General features: G+C 43.9%; 12 protein-coding genes and 1 tRNA gene. 7 read left to right on the top strand and 6 right to left on the bottom strand.

Going from position 1 to position 14,699, the window contains the following annotated elements:
* The first annotated feature begins 279 nt into the window (after window positions 1-279).
* Together LL912_RS00195 and LL912_RS00190 are read left to right on the top strand one after the other, a co-directional pair.
* Window positions 280-1,824, top strand: a complete 1,545-nt coding sequence (locus LL912_RS00195; protein ID WP_235551535.1) for an alpha-N-arabinofuranosidase — start codon at window positions 280-282, stop codon at window positions 1,822-1,824.
* A 126-nt stretch (window positions 1,825-1,950) separates the two neighbouring features.
* Window positions 1,951-2,024, top strand: a tRNA-Pro gene (locus tag LL912_RS00190).
* A 908-nt stretch (window positions 2,025-2,932) separates the two neighbouring features.
* Here LL912_RS00190 and LL912_RS00185 read toward each other — a convergent pair.
* Window positions 2,933-3,754, bottom strand: a complete 822-nt coding sequence (locus tag LL912_RS00185; protein ID WP_235551534.1) for a DUF4249 domain-containing protein — start codon at window positions 3,752-3,754, stop codon at window positions 2,933-2,935.
* A 15-nt stretch (window positions 3,755-3,769) separates the two neighbouring features.
* Window positions 3,770-6,142 (bottom strand): TonB-dependent receptor, encoded by a 2,373-nt coding sequence (locus LL912_RS00180; protein WP_235551533.1) that lies wholly within the window; start codon window positions 6,140-6,142, stop codon window positions 3,770-3,772.
* A gap of 246 nt (window positions 6,143-6,388) precedes the next feature.
* Here LL912_RS00180 and LL912_RS00175 point away from each other — a divergent pair, with 246 nt between their 5' ends.
* From LL912_RS00175 to LL912_RS00165, 3 genes are read left to right on the top strand one after another with little or no spacing between them, the layout of a single operon-like run.
* The gene (locus LL912_RS00175) at window positions 6,389-7,396 is read left to right on the top strand and encodes a sensor histidine kinase (protein WP_235551532.1); all 1,008 of its coding nucleotides are present in this window, start codon (window positions 6,389-6,391) and stop codon (window positions 7,394-7,396) included.
* Window positions 7,393-7,782, top strand: coding sequence for a hypothetical protein (locus LL912_RS00170; protein ID WP_235551531.1), 390 nt, complete (start codon window positions 7,393-7,395; stop codon window positions 7,780-7,782). The genes LL912_RS00175 and LL912_RS00170 overlap by 4 nt, the downstream gene beginning before the upstream one ends.
* Before the next feature lie 15 nt (window positions 7,783-7,797).
* Window positions 7,798-8,520, top strand: a complete 723-nt coding sequence (locus tag LL912_RS00165; protein WP_235551530.1) for a LytR/AlgR family response regulator transcription factor — start codon at window positions 7,798-7,800, stop codon at window positions 8,518-8,520.
* Between the two features lie 241 nt (window positions 8,521-8,761).
* Here LL912_RS00165 and LL912_RS00160 read toward each other — a convergent pair whose 3' ends face one another.
* Window positions 8,762-9,091, bottom strand: a complete 330-nt coding sequence (locus LL912_RS00160) for a hypothetical protein (protein WP_235551529.1) — start codon at window positions 9,089-9,091, stop codon at window positions 8,762-8,764.
* Between the two features lie 409 nt (window positions 9,092-9,500).
* On the opposite strand from LL912_RS00160, the gene LL912_RS00155 reads away from it, so the two are divergent.
* Window positions 9,501-9,947, top strand: a complete 447-nt coding sequence (locus LL912_RS00155; protein WP_235551528.1) for an Hsp20/alpha crystallin family protein — start codon at window positions 9,501-9,503, stop codon at window positions 9,945-9,947.
* Between the two features lie 306 nt (window positions 9,948-10,253).
* Here LL912_RS00155 and LL912_RS00150 read toward each other — a convergent pair whose 3' ends face one another.
* From LL912_RS00150 to ahcY, 3 genes are all read right to left on the bottom strand, one after another.
* Complete coding sequence (locus LL912_RS00150; protein WP_235551527.1) at window positions 10,254-11,588, bottom strand: Gfo/Idh/MocA family protein; 1,335 nt, start codon at window positions 11,586-11,588, stop codon at window positions 10,254-10,256.
* A gap of 31 nt (window positions 11,589-11,619) precedes the next feature.
* Complete coding sequence (locus LL912_RS00145) at window positions 11,620-12,420, bottom strand: 3-keto-disaccharide hydrolase (RefSeq protein ID WP_235551526.1); 801 nt, start codon at window positions 12,418-12,420, stop codon at window positions 11,620-11,622.
* A gap of 293 nt (window positions 12,421-12,713) precedes the next feature.
* On the bottom strand, window positions 12,714-14,042 hold the full coding sequence (gene ahcY / locus LL912_RS00140; protein WP_235551525.1) for an adenosylhomocysteinase: 1,329 nt from the start codon (window positions 14,040-14,042) through the stop codon (window positions 12,714-12,716).
* 118 nt (window positions 14,043-14,160) lie between these two features.
* Between ahcY and LL912_RS00135 the strand changes: the two genes are divergently transcribed.
* A complete protein-coding gene (locus LL912_RS00135; RefSeq protein WP_235551524.1) occupies window positions 14,161-14,667 on the top strand; it encodes an Lrp/AsnC family transcriptional regulator in 507 nt (168 codons plus the stop codon).
* The last annotated feature ends 32 nt before the right edge of the window (window positions 14,668-14,699 follow it).

The following is a 14,699-nucleotide window of genomic DNA, read 5'->3' as shown; positions in this document are numbered from 1 at the left end:
ATCCGGCGGATGAATCCCCGCAACATGGCGTACCGGAATCCTACGCCATCCTTATGGACCGGGTATATGCGTAGACCACAATAACGAGAGCGACTCCCCCGCTATTTAACCAAACAGGAACAGCGTGGCAGAGTGGGCGTGCAGAATTTTTTAGGAACAACAGCATGAATGTTTTATATTTGAGTAAGCTTTAATTGTATTTATGACAATTAAATAGACAGGTATCTGCAGATGCCTGGCAGTCAAAAAAAGTATAGTCTTTTAACAAAAAACGATAATATGAAACGCAGCTTGCTTATTGTAGCTCTTCTTTGTTTGCCGCTTCTTTCGAATGCGCAAAAACAGGGAACCCTTACCCTGTCTTTAAGGGATACAGGAACCACCATCAGCCGCCATATCTATGGCCATTTTTCAGAGCACCTTGGTCGCTGTATTTACGACGGCTTTTGGGTGGATCCGGCAATGAACGTTCCAAAAAAAGACAGGATCCGCCTGGATGTAGTGGAGGCATTGAAAAAGATACACATTCCCAATTTACGCTGGCCCGGGGGGTGCTTTGCAGATGAATACCATTGGCGGGATGGCATTGGGCCCAGAAATAACCGGCCGAAGATCATCAATACGCACTGGGGTGGGGTAACTGAAGATAATAGTTTTGGCACACATGAATTCCTGGAGCTTTGCGCACTGCTGGATACAGAGCCGTATATAGCCGGAAATGTGGGAAGCGGAACCGTGGAGGAAATGTCGAAGTGGATCGAATACCTGAATGCCTCCGGGGAAACGCCAATGACCCGGTTACGGAAAAACAATGGAAGAGACCGGCCCTGGAATGTAAGCTTCTGGGGGGTGGGAAATGAAAGCTGGGGCTGTGGTGGTAATATGACGCCGGAATACTATGCCAACGAGTACCGGCGCTATGCAACCTTTGCCCGCAACTATCCCAATGCATCCCTGAGAAAGATAGCGGCGGGGGCCAATTCAGCAGATTATAACTGGACGGAAGTAGTGATGAAGAATATTCCCCCGCACATGATGTGGGGGCTCAGCCTGCATCATTATACCATTCCAACCGGAAAATGGAACCAAAAGGGATCCGCTACAGCTTTTGATGAAAAGGAATATTTCAATACGATGAAGAACTGCCTTTTTATGGATGAGCTGATAACCCGGCATGCAGCTATCATGGATCGGTTTGATCCTGAAAAGCGTGTGGCACTGGTGGTAGATGAATGGGGGATCTGGACTGATGTGGAGCCGGGCACCAACCCGGGATTCCTGTACCAGCAGAACAGCCTGCGGGACGCGCTGATTGCTGCTACCACCCTGAATATTTTCAACAATCATGCAGACCGGGTTCGGATGGCTAACCTGGCACAAACTGTAAACGTGCTGCAGTCGCTGATTCTTACAAAAGGACCGGATATGCTGCTAACGCCCACTTATTACGTGTTTGACCTGTATCAGCAACATATGGATGCCAAACAGGTACCACTAAAGATAGAAGCACCGGAATATGCAAACGGAGGGCAGCAGCTTCCTTCAATAAATGCTTCAGCCTCTGTGGACGCAAAAGGACGTCTTTGCATTACGTTGGTAAATATTGATCCGGCAAACGATCGTATCATCCGGGCTCCGTTGCCAGGATCGAATTATAAAAAAATAAGCGGTTCCATACTCACCGGCACCGCATTTACAGATATCAATACCTTCGAAAATAAAAGAAAAGTGGTTCCAGCGCCATTTACCGGGGCACAATTAAAAGGACAGGAACTTAGCATAAAGCTTCCCCGGCTTTCTGTGGTACAGCTATTGCTGGATTAGCAGCAGGAAGCACCGTTTAAAAATATAGAAGGGCGCTTTGTCCGGAAGGCTGAGTGGTAAAGTTTGGAAATAAATTCAGCAGATCCATCCATAATTTCAAAACTTATTTTATATTGCGCCCCCTTTCGGGATGTAGCGCAGCCCGGTAGCGCGCTTCGTTCGGGACGAAGAGGCCGCTGGTTCGAATCCAGTCATCCCGACAAATTGTTACAACGCAATGGATACTAATCTGTTGCGTTGTGTCATTTTATAGTTTTCTAAACTACTTGTGCATGCTGTATCAAAAAAAAATGATCATGAATACACAAGAAAAAAAATTTTTTGTCGCTTGCATCAAGACCTATGACGACGATCTCTCAAAGCGCTGGCCATTGAACAGGAGGAGCCAGCGGCAAACGGATTGAGCTCCGAAAGGATCGTTGGGTATGGGAACATCCAAATGATAACAAAAAAAAGCGATAACGCCTCGGGACCTTTCTTACCAATTCAATTTTCTAAAACATCCTTGCCATCTCCCCAAAACTTCTTTCATCAATTCGCTTGGCATGTTGGGTTGCTTTTCCCTCTGGATCATAGTCGAACAAGATTTCGGACACGGTTTCGTGCGAATATACTTTTACAAACTTTGTAAGTCTGTTTTTGGGATCATATTCATAACGGGCATAAGCAATCTTAGTCCAATGAAAGGCAGTATCAGTAGATTGATGGCCCTGTTGAAATTTATTATCACAAGACTGTTCCCAAATCTCTTCATAATCTGGATTGCCATTTTATTGAAGCAGGTAATAGTAGTGTTTCCGGAATAGATTCGTGCAGTATTATTTACTGTTGAAGGCATGCTATTTTCATACTTACGTTTTACTTTTTTTAATAGGTTGCCGTTATTGTCAACAAAATAAAGGAGTAACGAGTCGTTGCCATACGGTACACTATCAATTTTTCTGAGATTTTTATATACATGCAATTCCTTTTCTAGGACCCTGAAAGCGGGCTTCCATTTACGATGTGAAATGACACTGATCTGTTACTGCACGTTGCGTGACCTGAACCTGTTTACCGGTTTCGAACGTTTTCAAATCAAAATCCGTTTGAATCTGCGCCCAATGAATTACTGTATTCTGTAATCCTTTTCGGCTACCTCCGATAACCGGAAGTATCCGTAAGCAAAGTTTGTAAAATGGGTCTGATTGATAATATTTCCTTTCACCGAACCGGGTGTTGTTTGAAACGGCCCGGTTCCGGCACCGGATGCCGCTAATAATTTTCTGAAATAATCACAATAGCTCCTGGAAATTCCATACAGCCTGATGTTAAGCACATCTCCGGTCTTCAGCTCCTCGTCTGAAAAATATTCCTGCATCAGGTTGCCATTACTGCGCTCGTCGTCCTTGGCTTTGTAATCCGGGAACGTTGATGCAGGTGATCGAACCTGGTGCAGATAGTAATTCTTTTCGTTTCCATTGTCCTGATAGTAGTAAGTGATCTCAACTTCATCTCCTCCCAACCCTCCGTTGTCATTCTGCGTAATATTTTTCTCTATGTTCGGCACGCCAATGCAGGTTTCGGTTGCGGTATAAATTTCTCCGTTTAAAGCTATTTTTAACGTATAGGTTTCACCGATAACCGGATGAAAATCGGCGCAGATATAGGTGCCCGTTCCGGGGTTTTCTATAAAATGAAAGGCAATGTTTGCTGAATTAGTTATAGTGATTTCCGCTCCGGAAACTGTTGGGAATGCCGCACTATAGTATCCGGTTGTAGTGGAGAGCCTGATTTTTTGTTCATTGCCTGTCGTTCCCTTTACCCAGTCAATCGATGCATCAACGACCAATTTGGGTGCTGCCGTTTCTAAATCTACATCTACTACTTTTGTGCAAGACAATAAAAGGATACCGCATGAAATCATCGGGTATTTAAGTATATTTTTCATTTTTATAATTTAGAATTAAAACCTGAAATTGTACGCCACACCCGGAACAATGCCAAAGATCGATATTCTTTTTGCCTCGCTTAACCCTGTTTCTCTGTTTTGCTCAAACATCATAGATGCAGCGTTGCTTCTGTTATACACATTATAAATACTAAATACCCATTCACTTTTCCACCTTTTTTTGCTATTGGGTTTTGGTGTATAGGTTGCCGATAAATCCAGGTGGTGATAAGCCGGAAGCGAATTGGCATTCCGCACTCCGTAATTCGCAATCGTAATTCCCTGATACTGGTATTTACCGATGGGATAGGTTGCCGCTTTCCCTGTTTGATAGGTAAAAAGGCCTCCCAAATTCCATTTTTTTGTCAATTGATAGGTAGCCGTAAATGAGAGGTTATGCGTCTTATCGTGGTTGGCACGGTACCATTCGCCGTTGTTAATACCCGGCTCTTCTGCAGTTCTTCCCGGTGTTCGCTGCTCTGCCCTGGAAAGTGTGTAGGAAAACCAGCCCGTCAGGTTTCCGGTATGCTTCTTCAGCATCACCTCCAGTCCGTATGCCCTTGCCGCACCGTTTAGCAACACCTGTTCTATGGCTTTACGGGCAATGAGTTCGGCGCCGTCAATATAATCTGCTTTGTTTTTGGTCTTTTTGTAAAAAGCTTCAGTTTCCAAAGAATATTTCCCGTTTTTCAAATTCCAGAAATAACCCAATGCCACCTGGTCGAGGATTTCTGGTTTTAAATATTGGTCACTCGGCGCCCAAATATCGAGCGGGGAGACGGAGGCTGTGTTGGAAATTAAATGGATATACTGACTCATCCGGTTATAACTTGCCTTAATGGACTGGTTGTTATTGATGGCATAGGAAATTGCCAGGCGCGGCTCTAAATTTCCAAAGCCAGTTATCTTTTTGTTTTTCTTATAATAGGTGATCCCTGTGGGCGTTCCCTCTTCATAGATTTGCAACTCGGGATTGAAATACACCGCCTGGTTATCGGCATAATTATTTACATGCTGTTCTCCCAGCTGTTGAAAATTGCTATATCGTAATCCATAAGTCAATGCTATTTTATTTGAAAGCTTTTGTTCGGCGCTGATGTACAGCGCATTTTCCCAGGCGTATTTTTTTTCAATCTGTTCGGCATTGATCGGGGATATAGCATACATAGGCTTTATGCTACCGGGGTTGAATTGGTAATAAATGGAATTAATACCATAATTCAATACCAGCTTATCAGACAGATGATGGCTGAAATTGTACTTTAGGTTATAATTGCGGATATCAGAAGTCCAATCAATGCCGGCATATTTTATTTTGAGGCCATAATTGTACTTGCTGTAAATGATCGATGCATTGGAGAAAAGTTTATCGGAAAAAACATGATTCCAGCGAAGATTAAAAAATGAGTTTCCATAGTTGTTGCTGAAAAAATTGCTAAAATCCATTTTATCCTTTCCAAAATATCCTGAAAGAAAGATCCGGTTATACTCGTTGATCTTGTAATTCAGTTTGGCGTTTAAATCATAAAACGAAACGGCATTGGGGTTGTCTGCCAGCTTTAGAAACAAATGCGCATAAGAAGCACGCCCGGCAACCACAAACGAACTTCTGTCTTTTACAATAGGACCTTCTGCCAGTAATCTGCTTGAAATGGCCCCGATTCCTCCCGCTATATGGTATTCTTTATTATTTCCTTCTTTTTGATAAATATCCAAAACCGAGGAGGTGCGTCCGCCAAAATTAGCAGGGATGCCCCCTTTATATAGTTTCAGATCTTTAATCACATCGGCATTGAAAACAGAGAAAAAACCGAATAAATGCGAAGTATTATAAACAACAGCCTCGTCTAACAGGATCAAATTGCCGTCGACCGAACCTCCTCTAACGTTAAAACCTGTGGCTCCTTCCTGTGCATTGGAAACGCCCGGGAGCTGCAGAATAGCTTTCAAAATATCAACCTCGCCCATAACCGCCGGCATTTTTTTGACAGTAGAGATCGAGAGCTTGTTTACACTCATTTCCGGTACCCGTATATTGCCAACAGAGCTATTGTATTTTATCTGAACTTCATCTAAGGTTTTGCTTTTTTCAGGCATTGCAAAGTCTTTCCTGGTATTTTCCTGCAGGGTAACCTGCTCTTCAACAGGATCAAATCCCACATAGCTGACAACGATTGTATACGTTCCCCTGGGCAGCGTGATCGAATAATAACCATACGCATTGGTTACTGTTGAAATGTTAGCTTCAGGAATGAAAATAGTTGCACCGATTATTGTTTCGGTGTTTGCTTTTACGGTGATTATGCCACTTAATGTAACCTTCTCTTGGGAATAGACGCCGTACGAAATGGCTATCAACAACAGCGTATAAATGATTCTGTATCTCATCTTTTGAAAAATCGATTAAAGAATTGCAATCCGGAAACAAAACTATTTCTTTGGGCGACCGTCTTTTTTTTAATTATAGCAAATGCTGTATCTTTTATAGCAAAATATGCCGGTATGCTACAAAATATAATTTTGATTTTTCGTTTTTGTATTGCCTTCTGATTTCGTATAAAAAGTGCGCATTTTCGTATAAAAGCAGACCTGACCAGGGCTTTAAATGTTAAATTTGTTCTATATAGTTTATAAATGAATGATTTGACCCGGCAACAACTTGTCAGCGAGAACGTGCTTTTTCGTTTCCTGATTTCCCCTGACCGAAGGATCTTCCGGCATCTGCTGCTCATCGCTTTTATAGGCGCTGTATTGTACAACAGTACTTCTGTAATAGCAAACCCTATCATAATATTTCTCTATTTTATTATATTATTCTATGTGAATATGTATGTGCTGGTGCCAAAGCTTTTGTTCAGGAACAGAAATATCGAGTACTGCTTATCCGTGCTCAGCATCCTTGTTATCGTGGCTATTGGGGGGCATTTTTTTAATCCATTTAAAAGAGAAAACGGGTTGAATATTCCGCTTTTTTCCTTTCTTACCGTCCTGTTGTTGGCGGCCTCCGCTTCTATTAAACTGTTTCAGAAGGGAATGATGGATAAGCAATTGATCTATGAGCTGGAGCAGTCGAAAACTTATGCGGAATTGAAACAATTGAAAAACCAAATCAACCCGCACTTCTTGTTCAATATGCTAAATAATGCCAATGTTCTAACCAGGAAAGATCCCGGAAAAGCATCGCAGGTTCTAATGAAGTTGAGCGATTTGTTGCGCTACCAGCTTTATGACAGCGCAAGAGATAAAGTGTTGCTGACTTCAGATATTCATTTCCTAGAAGATTTTTTGAACCTGGAAAAAGTACGGCGCGATAGTTTTGATTTTCTGATTTCAAAGGAGGGCGATTTGAGCGGTGTGCAAATTCCTCCGCTGCTATTCATTCCATTTGTTGAAAATGCAGTAAAGCACAACAATGATGCAACAAAAACGTCCTTTGTAAACCTGTATTTTGATGTCAGAAATGACGCGCTTTTCTTTAAATGCGTCAACTCCAAACCTGTGCACAGGTCTGCTAATAACACGGGCGGATTAGGGTTGGCAAATGTCAAACGAAGGCTGGAGCTTTTGTTTCCCGGAACACACCGCTTACATATTGAAGATGATTCAGATTGCTATTGCGTTACCTTAATTATAGAGCTATGACTTGTGTTGTAATCAATGAAGAGCTGACAACCGAAAACGTAATAAAAATGTTAATTAGCGCAACAAATGATCTGATATTGCTGGCGTCGTTTAACAATACATCCGGGGCTTCAGCATTCCTGTCCAAAAACACTGTAGATTTGGTGTTCTTAAATATTCAAATGGATGCGTCAAAAAGCTACCGGTTTATCAGGACAATTCCGCGGGAAACGTTTGTGATCTTTATTTCCGTGTTTCCTGCAGCCGCCGTTGCTACGTATAGGCCCGATGCTGCGGTTGCATCAAAATCAGCGCGGTTTCAAAAAGGAGTTGATATGGCAAGAATTTATTCCGGGATGGCGGGAAAAGGAAATTCAAATATCGCAGACGATTATTTCGTTCTATAATAAAGGTGTAGCGTTATGAACTGTATTATTATCGATGATGAGCCGTTGGCAAGAGAAGCCATAGAGATGTTGATCGATCAAACAGATGGATTAGATCTGATTGGCTCGTTCGGCAGTCCTGAGACCGTTACAGGTTTTTTGGAAAACAATACTGTTGAATTAATTTTTCTTGATATACAGATGCCCGGCGTTAACGGGATTGAATTTGCACGAACGATTCCAAAAGAGACTTTTGTGATTTTTACAACCGCCTATTCTGAATTTGCTACGGACAGCTACGAAGTTGATGCGATTGACTATCTTATAAAGCCCGTGAAATTAGAACGTTTTCAAAAGGCTGTTGAAAAAGCGCATACGTATTCCAAACTGTTCAAGGCGGATTATGCCAATAACAATATCGAACAGGTAGCAGACGATTTTTTCTTTGTAAAGGCTGACCGGAGAATTTTTAAAGTCTATTTCAATAATATACTTTTTATTCAGGGTTTAAAGGATTATGTGGTGATGCACAGCGAAAATCAGCGAATCATTACGGCGATGAATATCAAAACGATCCATGATCAATTACCAAAGGATATGTTTGTCAGAGTCAGCAAGTCCTATATCATTAATGTTAAGCATATCGGTTCCGTGGATAATAATACGGTGTACATAGGTTCAAATGAAATTCCCATCGGGAATATTTACAGGGATTTCTTTTTCAGCGAATTTATCACAAAAAAAATGGTGAGCAGGTAGCGCTGCTGGGAATACAAACTATTTCATTTTATATAATGTTCCCGTTTTGGAGCACTGTGAGCTTCATTGGCTTCCAAAGCGATATTCAGCTCGGAATGTATAGAGGGCCCATCTCATAGCGATACTACTAACTTCAGGAACCCATCCGACACCATACCTGGTCGTCAAAATAATCCGCCTTAAATCATTAAACCCGGTCGGTTCCCTGGTTGGTTCTATTTTATATTATTTGAGCCGGCTTTTAATGTCCGTAACTGACAAGCCCGTTCCGGTTCTGTTCGGCCGTTTCAAGCAAGGGCAGTAATTTTATTACGTCATGGTCGGCTTGCAGATGGTTTCTAAATATATACTGAAGGATCTGTTGAATCGATCCTGTATCTAGCCTGAAGTCAGAGTAAAAAGCATATTGCTTGTCCAGAATGCCTTTGTTTTTCAGGTTATTAAATGTCCGGTCATCTAGTGCTCCAGCAGATTCCAATCCCGCCTGTTCGGGATCTTCCGGCTGAACTTGCCCATCTTTTATAATGTAAAAATCTAACATCTTTATTTTATGTAAAGGAGTCTTTTTCATAACGAAGATAGTTTGAAACGCTTTATGAATTGCCGGTTAGGTTAGGCCGCCAGCCGGTTTGATGGCAGCGGCTACGGGGTCCTGAACTGTCATATTTTCTTTAAAAATGTCAATTTGTATTTTCAAAAAGTCATTTTCTTCTGCTGGCATTTCATTTGAATGCACACTTTCAGAACTTAAAAACGAAAGATCGTTACCGGTTGTTCACCGGTTTTAAATTGTATAACAGTTTAAATTTTAGTAAAATGATTTATCGTTTATTGTCAGGCACCCCCGTTTCGTTGGTGGGCATCAGGGCTTCACCTGACCCCGGTACCATACGGTACACCGTTTCAAATCAAGCGTAGATAATCCCTGTCAGCGGGATACGAAAATAGATTGTGTAAAACATTAAAATCGGAGGTTTATTATGACACCTGCAAGAAGAAATCGCAATTTAATACCTTTCTTCCCTTTTTTAGATGATTTGTTCAGCCGGGAATTGTTTAACTGGGGAAACAGCAATTTTTCGTCAACCCTCACCACCGTTCCATCTGTAAATATTAAAGAGTCTGCAGACAGCTACGAAGTGGAGGTGGCTGCTCCTGGTATGGAAAAGAAAGATTTCCAGGTTGCCCTGGAAGGGAATACGCTCACAATATCTTCATCCAAGGACCAGCAGCAGGAGGAAAGCAACGACAATTACGCGCGGAAAGAGTTCAGCTATCAGTCGTTTCAGCGGACCTTTGAGCTGCCCAAGGATGTGGTGGACCAGGAAAAGATCGAAGCCCGCTATGAGAATGGCCTGCTTCGTTTAACCATTCCTAAATCTGAAAGCGCCAAAAAGAAGGCGCCCCGGGTTATAGAAATACAATAACAGGAAGCGGCTGCCTCTAAATTGAGACAGCCGCTTTTTATTTAATAGAGACCAAACCTGTGATTCAGCGCTGCAGGATCTGCCGGGGAGTTTTTAGTTTCTTATTTTCTCAGGCAGCGAACACTGCGGCAGGCCGTGCCCGGGGGCATGCTTCGGTTTTGTACCTACAAACAGTGATCCTGTTTCAAATGCTCATCATACATTCATACACGAACAATGGGTACCGGTTGGTTCTTAAAAAGAAGCCCGGGGATTGCCCCGGGCTTCCTTTTATTGATCCTGTTGAAGATGATACCAGAAGTTTTATTAAACAGTGCTTCCGGCTATGTATTTATTGGCCTTGTCTTCCTTAAACCGGGCCAGTTTGCCATCCCAGTGTAATGTTTCATTCGGGAATCGCGCGGCGATCACACCCAGGAGAATCACCTCAGTCAGTTTTGCTGAGTAGGAGAAGGGCGCGCTGCATTTGGCTTTACCCAGGCAGGCATCCACAAACTCGTGGTAATGCTTGGGCGTTTCTGCGTCGTAGCTGGTAGTGGGTTTGCCTGCTGCTCCGTTCGGATCATATTTTTTAAGATCAATTGGTTCGAATTTGCCATTTACGATCAGTTTGGGTAGCTGCATAAAGTGGGGTAATAACAGGCGCTGCCCGTTTTCACCGATAAACATGGCGCCCTGGTCGGGTAATGCCTCACCGCCCGGCAGTTCCAGTTCTGCTTGCATTTCCGGGGCTCCCTTGCCGTCATACCATACCCATTCAAGGGTTTTAGCGGTATAAGGGGTTCCGGGGAATACGTAGGTTACGTGGTTTTTTTCCGGATGCCCAAATGCATTAGGTGCCCGGCATTCATTTTTAACGGTCAGTGGTACGCCTAATTTTAGCGCATTGTAGGGGGTGTCAAAAATATGAACGCCCATGTCGCCCAGGGTGCCGCAGCCATAATCGATGCATTTCCGCCAATTGCCGGGATGATAGTATCCCTGTTTGTAGGGGCGTTTTTTTGCAGAACCCAGCCAGAGATCCCAATTCAGTCCTGCCGGCACCGGATCGCTTCCCTGGGGTTCTTCACCGTCATAGCCCCATACTTTAGGCGACCAGGCAATAACTTTTTTTACTTTCCCGATAATTCCCTTCTGGATTAATATGGTGGCTAGTTTATAGTCGTAGAAGGAGTGTACCTGGATGCCCATTTGTGTTACCAGTTTCTTTTGAGCAGCTACGGCATCCATTTTCCGCGATTCCGCGATATAATGGGTTAATGGTTTCTGACAGTATACGTGTTTATTCAGTTCCATCGCCATTAACGAAACAGGTGCGTGGGCATGGTCGGTGGTAGATACCACCACTGCGTCAATATCTTTACCCATTGTTTTAAACAACTCCTTGTAGTCGGTAAATGTTTTTGCATTCGCATGTGCTGCTTTTGCTTTATTCAGGGCGGTTTCATCTACATCACAAAGCGCTACAATTTCTACCAGGGGATGGGAGGCAATCGCTAACAGATCATTGGTGCCCATTGAACCCAATCCGACCTGAGCCACTCTTAATTTTTTTCCCGCATTGAATGCGGATCCGGGAAACGGAAGCATAAAAGCGATTGTTCCGGCAGCAGTAGCCTTTATAAAACTCCTTCTTTTCATATGTATATTTTTTTATAGTTATTCACAATGATTATTGCAACGGTTTAACGCGGATGTTTTTAAACCACAAAGAGCTTCCATGGTATTGAAGGCCGATATAACCTGTTTTGAACGTTCCGTACTTGTCGCTCTTGGCCCATTTCCCCGCTTTTTTACGGGCATACCAGTCCTCCGACCAAGGTTCAAAACTCAACAGTTTTACGCCGTTCAGCCAATGCTCGGTCCGGCCGGGCGCCACTACGATCTTTGTGGTGTTCCATTGGCCCACGGGATGCAGTAGTTTATGGGCTTCGTCGGTTGTATGCATGGCATAATCGGCACCGGTCTTTTGCCAGTCTTGTAATTGTTCCGGATGCTCGGCACCAAATTGGGCATTGTAGTCTTTCAGGTCGGGGTGCATGCTTGCAAAATTCTCATCGTCGATCAGCTGGTATTCCGGGCTGATGCTGGATGGGGAACCATGTCCCTCTTTTACATGGTAGAAGATCCCGCTATTGCCGCCCCGCGCAATTTTCCAGTCGATGGTCAGTTCAAAATATTCAAACTCCTGGCCGGTGAAGATTACGTCGCGACCGCCTTTATAAGAGGGGTCCGGTTGGGCATCATTGTTCATCCACAGCATGCCGTCACTGATCGTCCAGCCCGGAGGGAGCCGGTTGCCGTCGTAGCCCCGCCATTTAGAGGCATTATTTTTATCCAGCAGGTTGATCGTTTTTTGACGGCGCTCGAAAGAAACGGGCGCCGGTTCTCCGGTAGAGCGCCCCGGAGCCTTAGTTCCCAGTATTACAAAAGCGGGAAGCAGGAATAGATATAATGACGGAAATAATTTCATAAAAGCGAATGATAGGCAAGAAATGAATAAATACTTAGTTTTTTTCGAAACAGTCGCTAAAATAGTAAAATAACTTATAAAACCGGCAGATAAATTGTTGTACAAACGTTTGAAAGGGATGTCTGGTGCTGCGGGAACGGATTTCCGGCAATCCGGGCAGGTCGGCGGTTGTAGAAAGGGATGGATGCCATGTGCAGGCTATGGATTGTGCGCCTCGTTGCTGAAGGTTGATACCTGCCATAAAAAAAGCCGCATCCTGGCAGGGATGCGGCTTGGGAATATTAAAAAGGTGATTAATATCTGTACAGCTCCGGTTTGAACGGACCTTCGGCCGGGATGCCCAGGTATGCAGACTGTGCAGGAGTAAGTGTGTCCAGTTCCACACCGATCTTCGCCAGGTGTAACCGTGCTACTTTCTCATCCAGGTGTTTGGGAAGCACATATACCTTGTTCTCATATTGATCATTGTTGGTCCACAATTCTATCTGAGCCAGGGTTTGGTTGGAGAAAGAGTTGCTCATTACAAAGCTGGGGTGCCCCGTGGCGCAACCCAGGTTTACCAGGCGGCCTTCGGCCAGTAAAATAATGTCTTTGCCATCAATATTGTAAAGATCCACCTGGGGTTTAATCGTATCCTTGGTTTGACCGTAGTGCTGATTTAACCAGGCTACGTCGATCTCAATATCAAAATGCCCGATATTGCAAACAATGGCTTTATCTTTCATGGCTTTAAAATGCTCTCCGGTGATCAGGTCGCGGCATCCGCTGGCTGTAACCACGATATCGGCTTCTTTCACTGCGTCGATCATCTTCTTTACTTCATAGCCGTCCATTGCAGCCTGAAGTGCGCAGATTGGGTCAATTTCGGTTACGATCACACGGCATCCGGCACCGCTTAAAGAAGCTGCAGATCCTTTACCCACATCCCCGTAACCACCCACAACAGCCACCTTTCCTGCCAGCATTATGTCTGTAGCGCGGCGGATGGCATCTACCAGTGATTCTTTACAGCCATATTTGTTATCAAATTTGGATTTTGTAACCGAATCGTTCACATTAATCGCGGGCATAGGAAGCGTGCCTTTTGCTACTCGTTCATATAAACGGTGTACGCCGGTGGTGGTTTCTTCGCTGATCCCTTTTACATGCTGTACCAGTTCGGGGTAGGTATCCAGTACCATATTGGTAAGGTCGCCTCCGTCATCCAGGATCATGTTCAACGGACGGTCTGCACCGCCAAAGAACAGGGTTTGTTCAATACACCAGTCAGCTTCCTGCTGGGTTTGTCCCTTCCAGGCAAATACGCCGATTCCTGCAGCAGCAATAGCGGCAGCGGCATGATCTTGTGTAGAGAAAATATTACAGGAACTCCATTTTACTTCAGCACCCAGGGCTACCAGTGTTTCAATCAACACCGCAGTTTGAATGGTCATATGCAGGCAACCGGCAATACGTGCACCTTTTAAGGGCTGGGAACCGGCATATTCTTTACGGATGCTCATCAAACCGGGCATTTCTGCTTCGGCCAGGCGGATTTCTTTGCGGCCCCATTCGGCGAGGCTGATATCAGCAACTTTGTATTTCAGGTCAAAGTCTATCTGGGTTTTTGTTACGGTGGACATATTGTAAGTTTTTTAAACAACAAAGATAAGACTTAGTAAAAAACACTATGTTAATTCTCGCTAATAAGTGATATTTCCTGTAAAGTATTATATTTATGGGTAAAAATGCTACATATAAATGAAGCGAATCCCAAAAACAGAAGAATCGGCTATGCCGCAGACGCCTCCGGACCTGGATGGCAAGGACCTTGAAATTTTGAAGCTCCTGCAGGAACATGCGCGGATGTCGGTAACGGAAATTGCCTCCCGGGTGCACCTGAGTCCAACGCCTGTGCATGAGCGGATCCGCCGGCTGGAGGAGCGCGGCGTGATCCGGCAGTATGCAACGCTACTGGATGCTCAAAAACTGGATAAGGGGTTGATGGTGATCTGTTATGTTTCGCTGAAACAACACGATAAAAAAGCCGGGTTAAAATTTATACAGGCCATTAACGGACTGGATGAAGTAGTAGAGTGCTACAGTATTTCCGGCGAGTTCGATTTTATGCTGAAAGTGCTGGCAAAAGATATGGCGGGCTTTTATGATTTTCATGTGAACCGGTTGAGCCAGGTAGAAAACCTGGGGCATGTGCAAAGCGTGTTTGTGATGGGGGTGATCAAACAAACGCATAAACTGATCTTTTAAACAGGGGGATGGCAACCAGCTTTAAAAGAAAT

Source organism: Niabella agricola, assembly GCF_021538615.1.
Taxonomy (GTDB): Bacteria; Bacteroidota; Bacteroidia; order Chitinophagales; family Chitinophagaceae; genus Niabella; species Niabella agricola.
The sequence above is the reverse complement of the archived record's forward strand: the minus strand, read 5'-3'. Positions and strand labels throughout refer to the sequence as shown.

Bases quoted from the DNA above. Each gene is read 5' to 3' on its own strand.
- LL912_RS00160 (WP_235551529.1), bottom strand. From the start codon at position 9,091: ATGAAAAAGACTCCTTTACATAAAATAAAGATGTTAGATTTTTACATT.
- LL912_RS00150 (WP_235551527.1), bottom strand. From the start codon at position 11,588: ATGAAAAGAAGGAGTTTTATAAAGGCTACTGCTGCCGGAACAATCGCT.
- LL912_RS00185 (WP_235551534.1), bottom strand. From the start codon at position 3,754: ATGAAAAATATACTTAAATACCCGATGATTTCATGCGGTATCCTTTTA.
- LL912_RS00170 (WP_235551531.1), top strand. From the start codon at position 7,393: ATGACTTGTGTTGTAATCAATGAAGAGCTGACAACCGAAAACGTAATA.
- LL912_RS00145 (WP_235551526.1), bottom strand. From the start codon at position 12,420: ATGAAATTATTTCCGTCATTATATCTATTCCTGCTTCCCGCTTTTGTA.
- LL912_RS00165 (WP_235551530.1), top strand. From the start codon at position 7,798: ATGAACTGTATTATTATCGATGATGAGCCGTTGGCAAGAGAAGCCATA.
- LL912_RS00135 (WP_235551524.1), top strand. From the start codon at position 14,161: ATGAAGCGAATCCCAAAAACAGAAGAATCGGCTATGCCGCAGACGCCT.
- LL912_RS00155 (WP_235551528.1), top strand. From the start codon at position 9,501: ATGACACCTGCAAGAAGAAATCGCAATTTAATACCTTTCTTCCCTTTT.
- LL912_RS00180 (WP_235551533.1), bottom strand. From the start codon at position 6,142: ATGAGATACAGAATCATTTATACGCTGTTGTTGATAGCCATTTCGTAC.
- LL912_RS00175 (WP_235551532.1), top strand. From the start codon at position 6,389: ATGAATGATTTGACCCGGCAACAACTTGTCAGCGAGAACGTGCTTTTT.
- LL912_RS00195 (WP_235551535.1), top strand. From the start codon at position 280: ATGAAACGCAGCTTGCTTATTGTAGCTCTTCTTTGTTTGCCGCTTCTT.
- ahcY (WP_235551525.1), bottom strand. From the start codon at position 14,042: ATGTCCACCGTAACAAAAACCCAGATAGACTTTGACCTGAAATACAAA.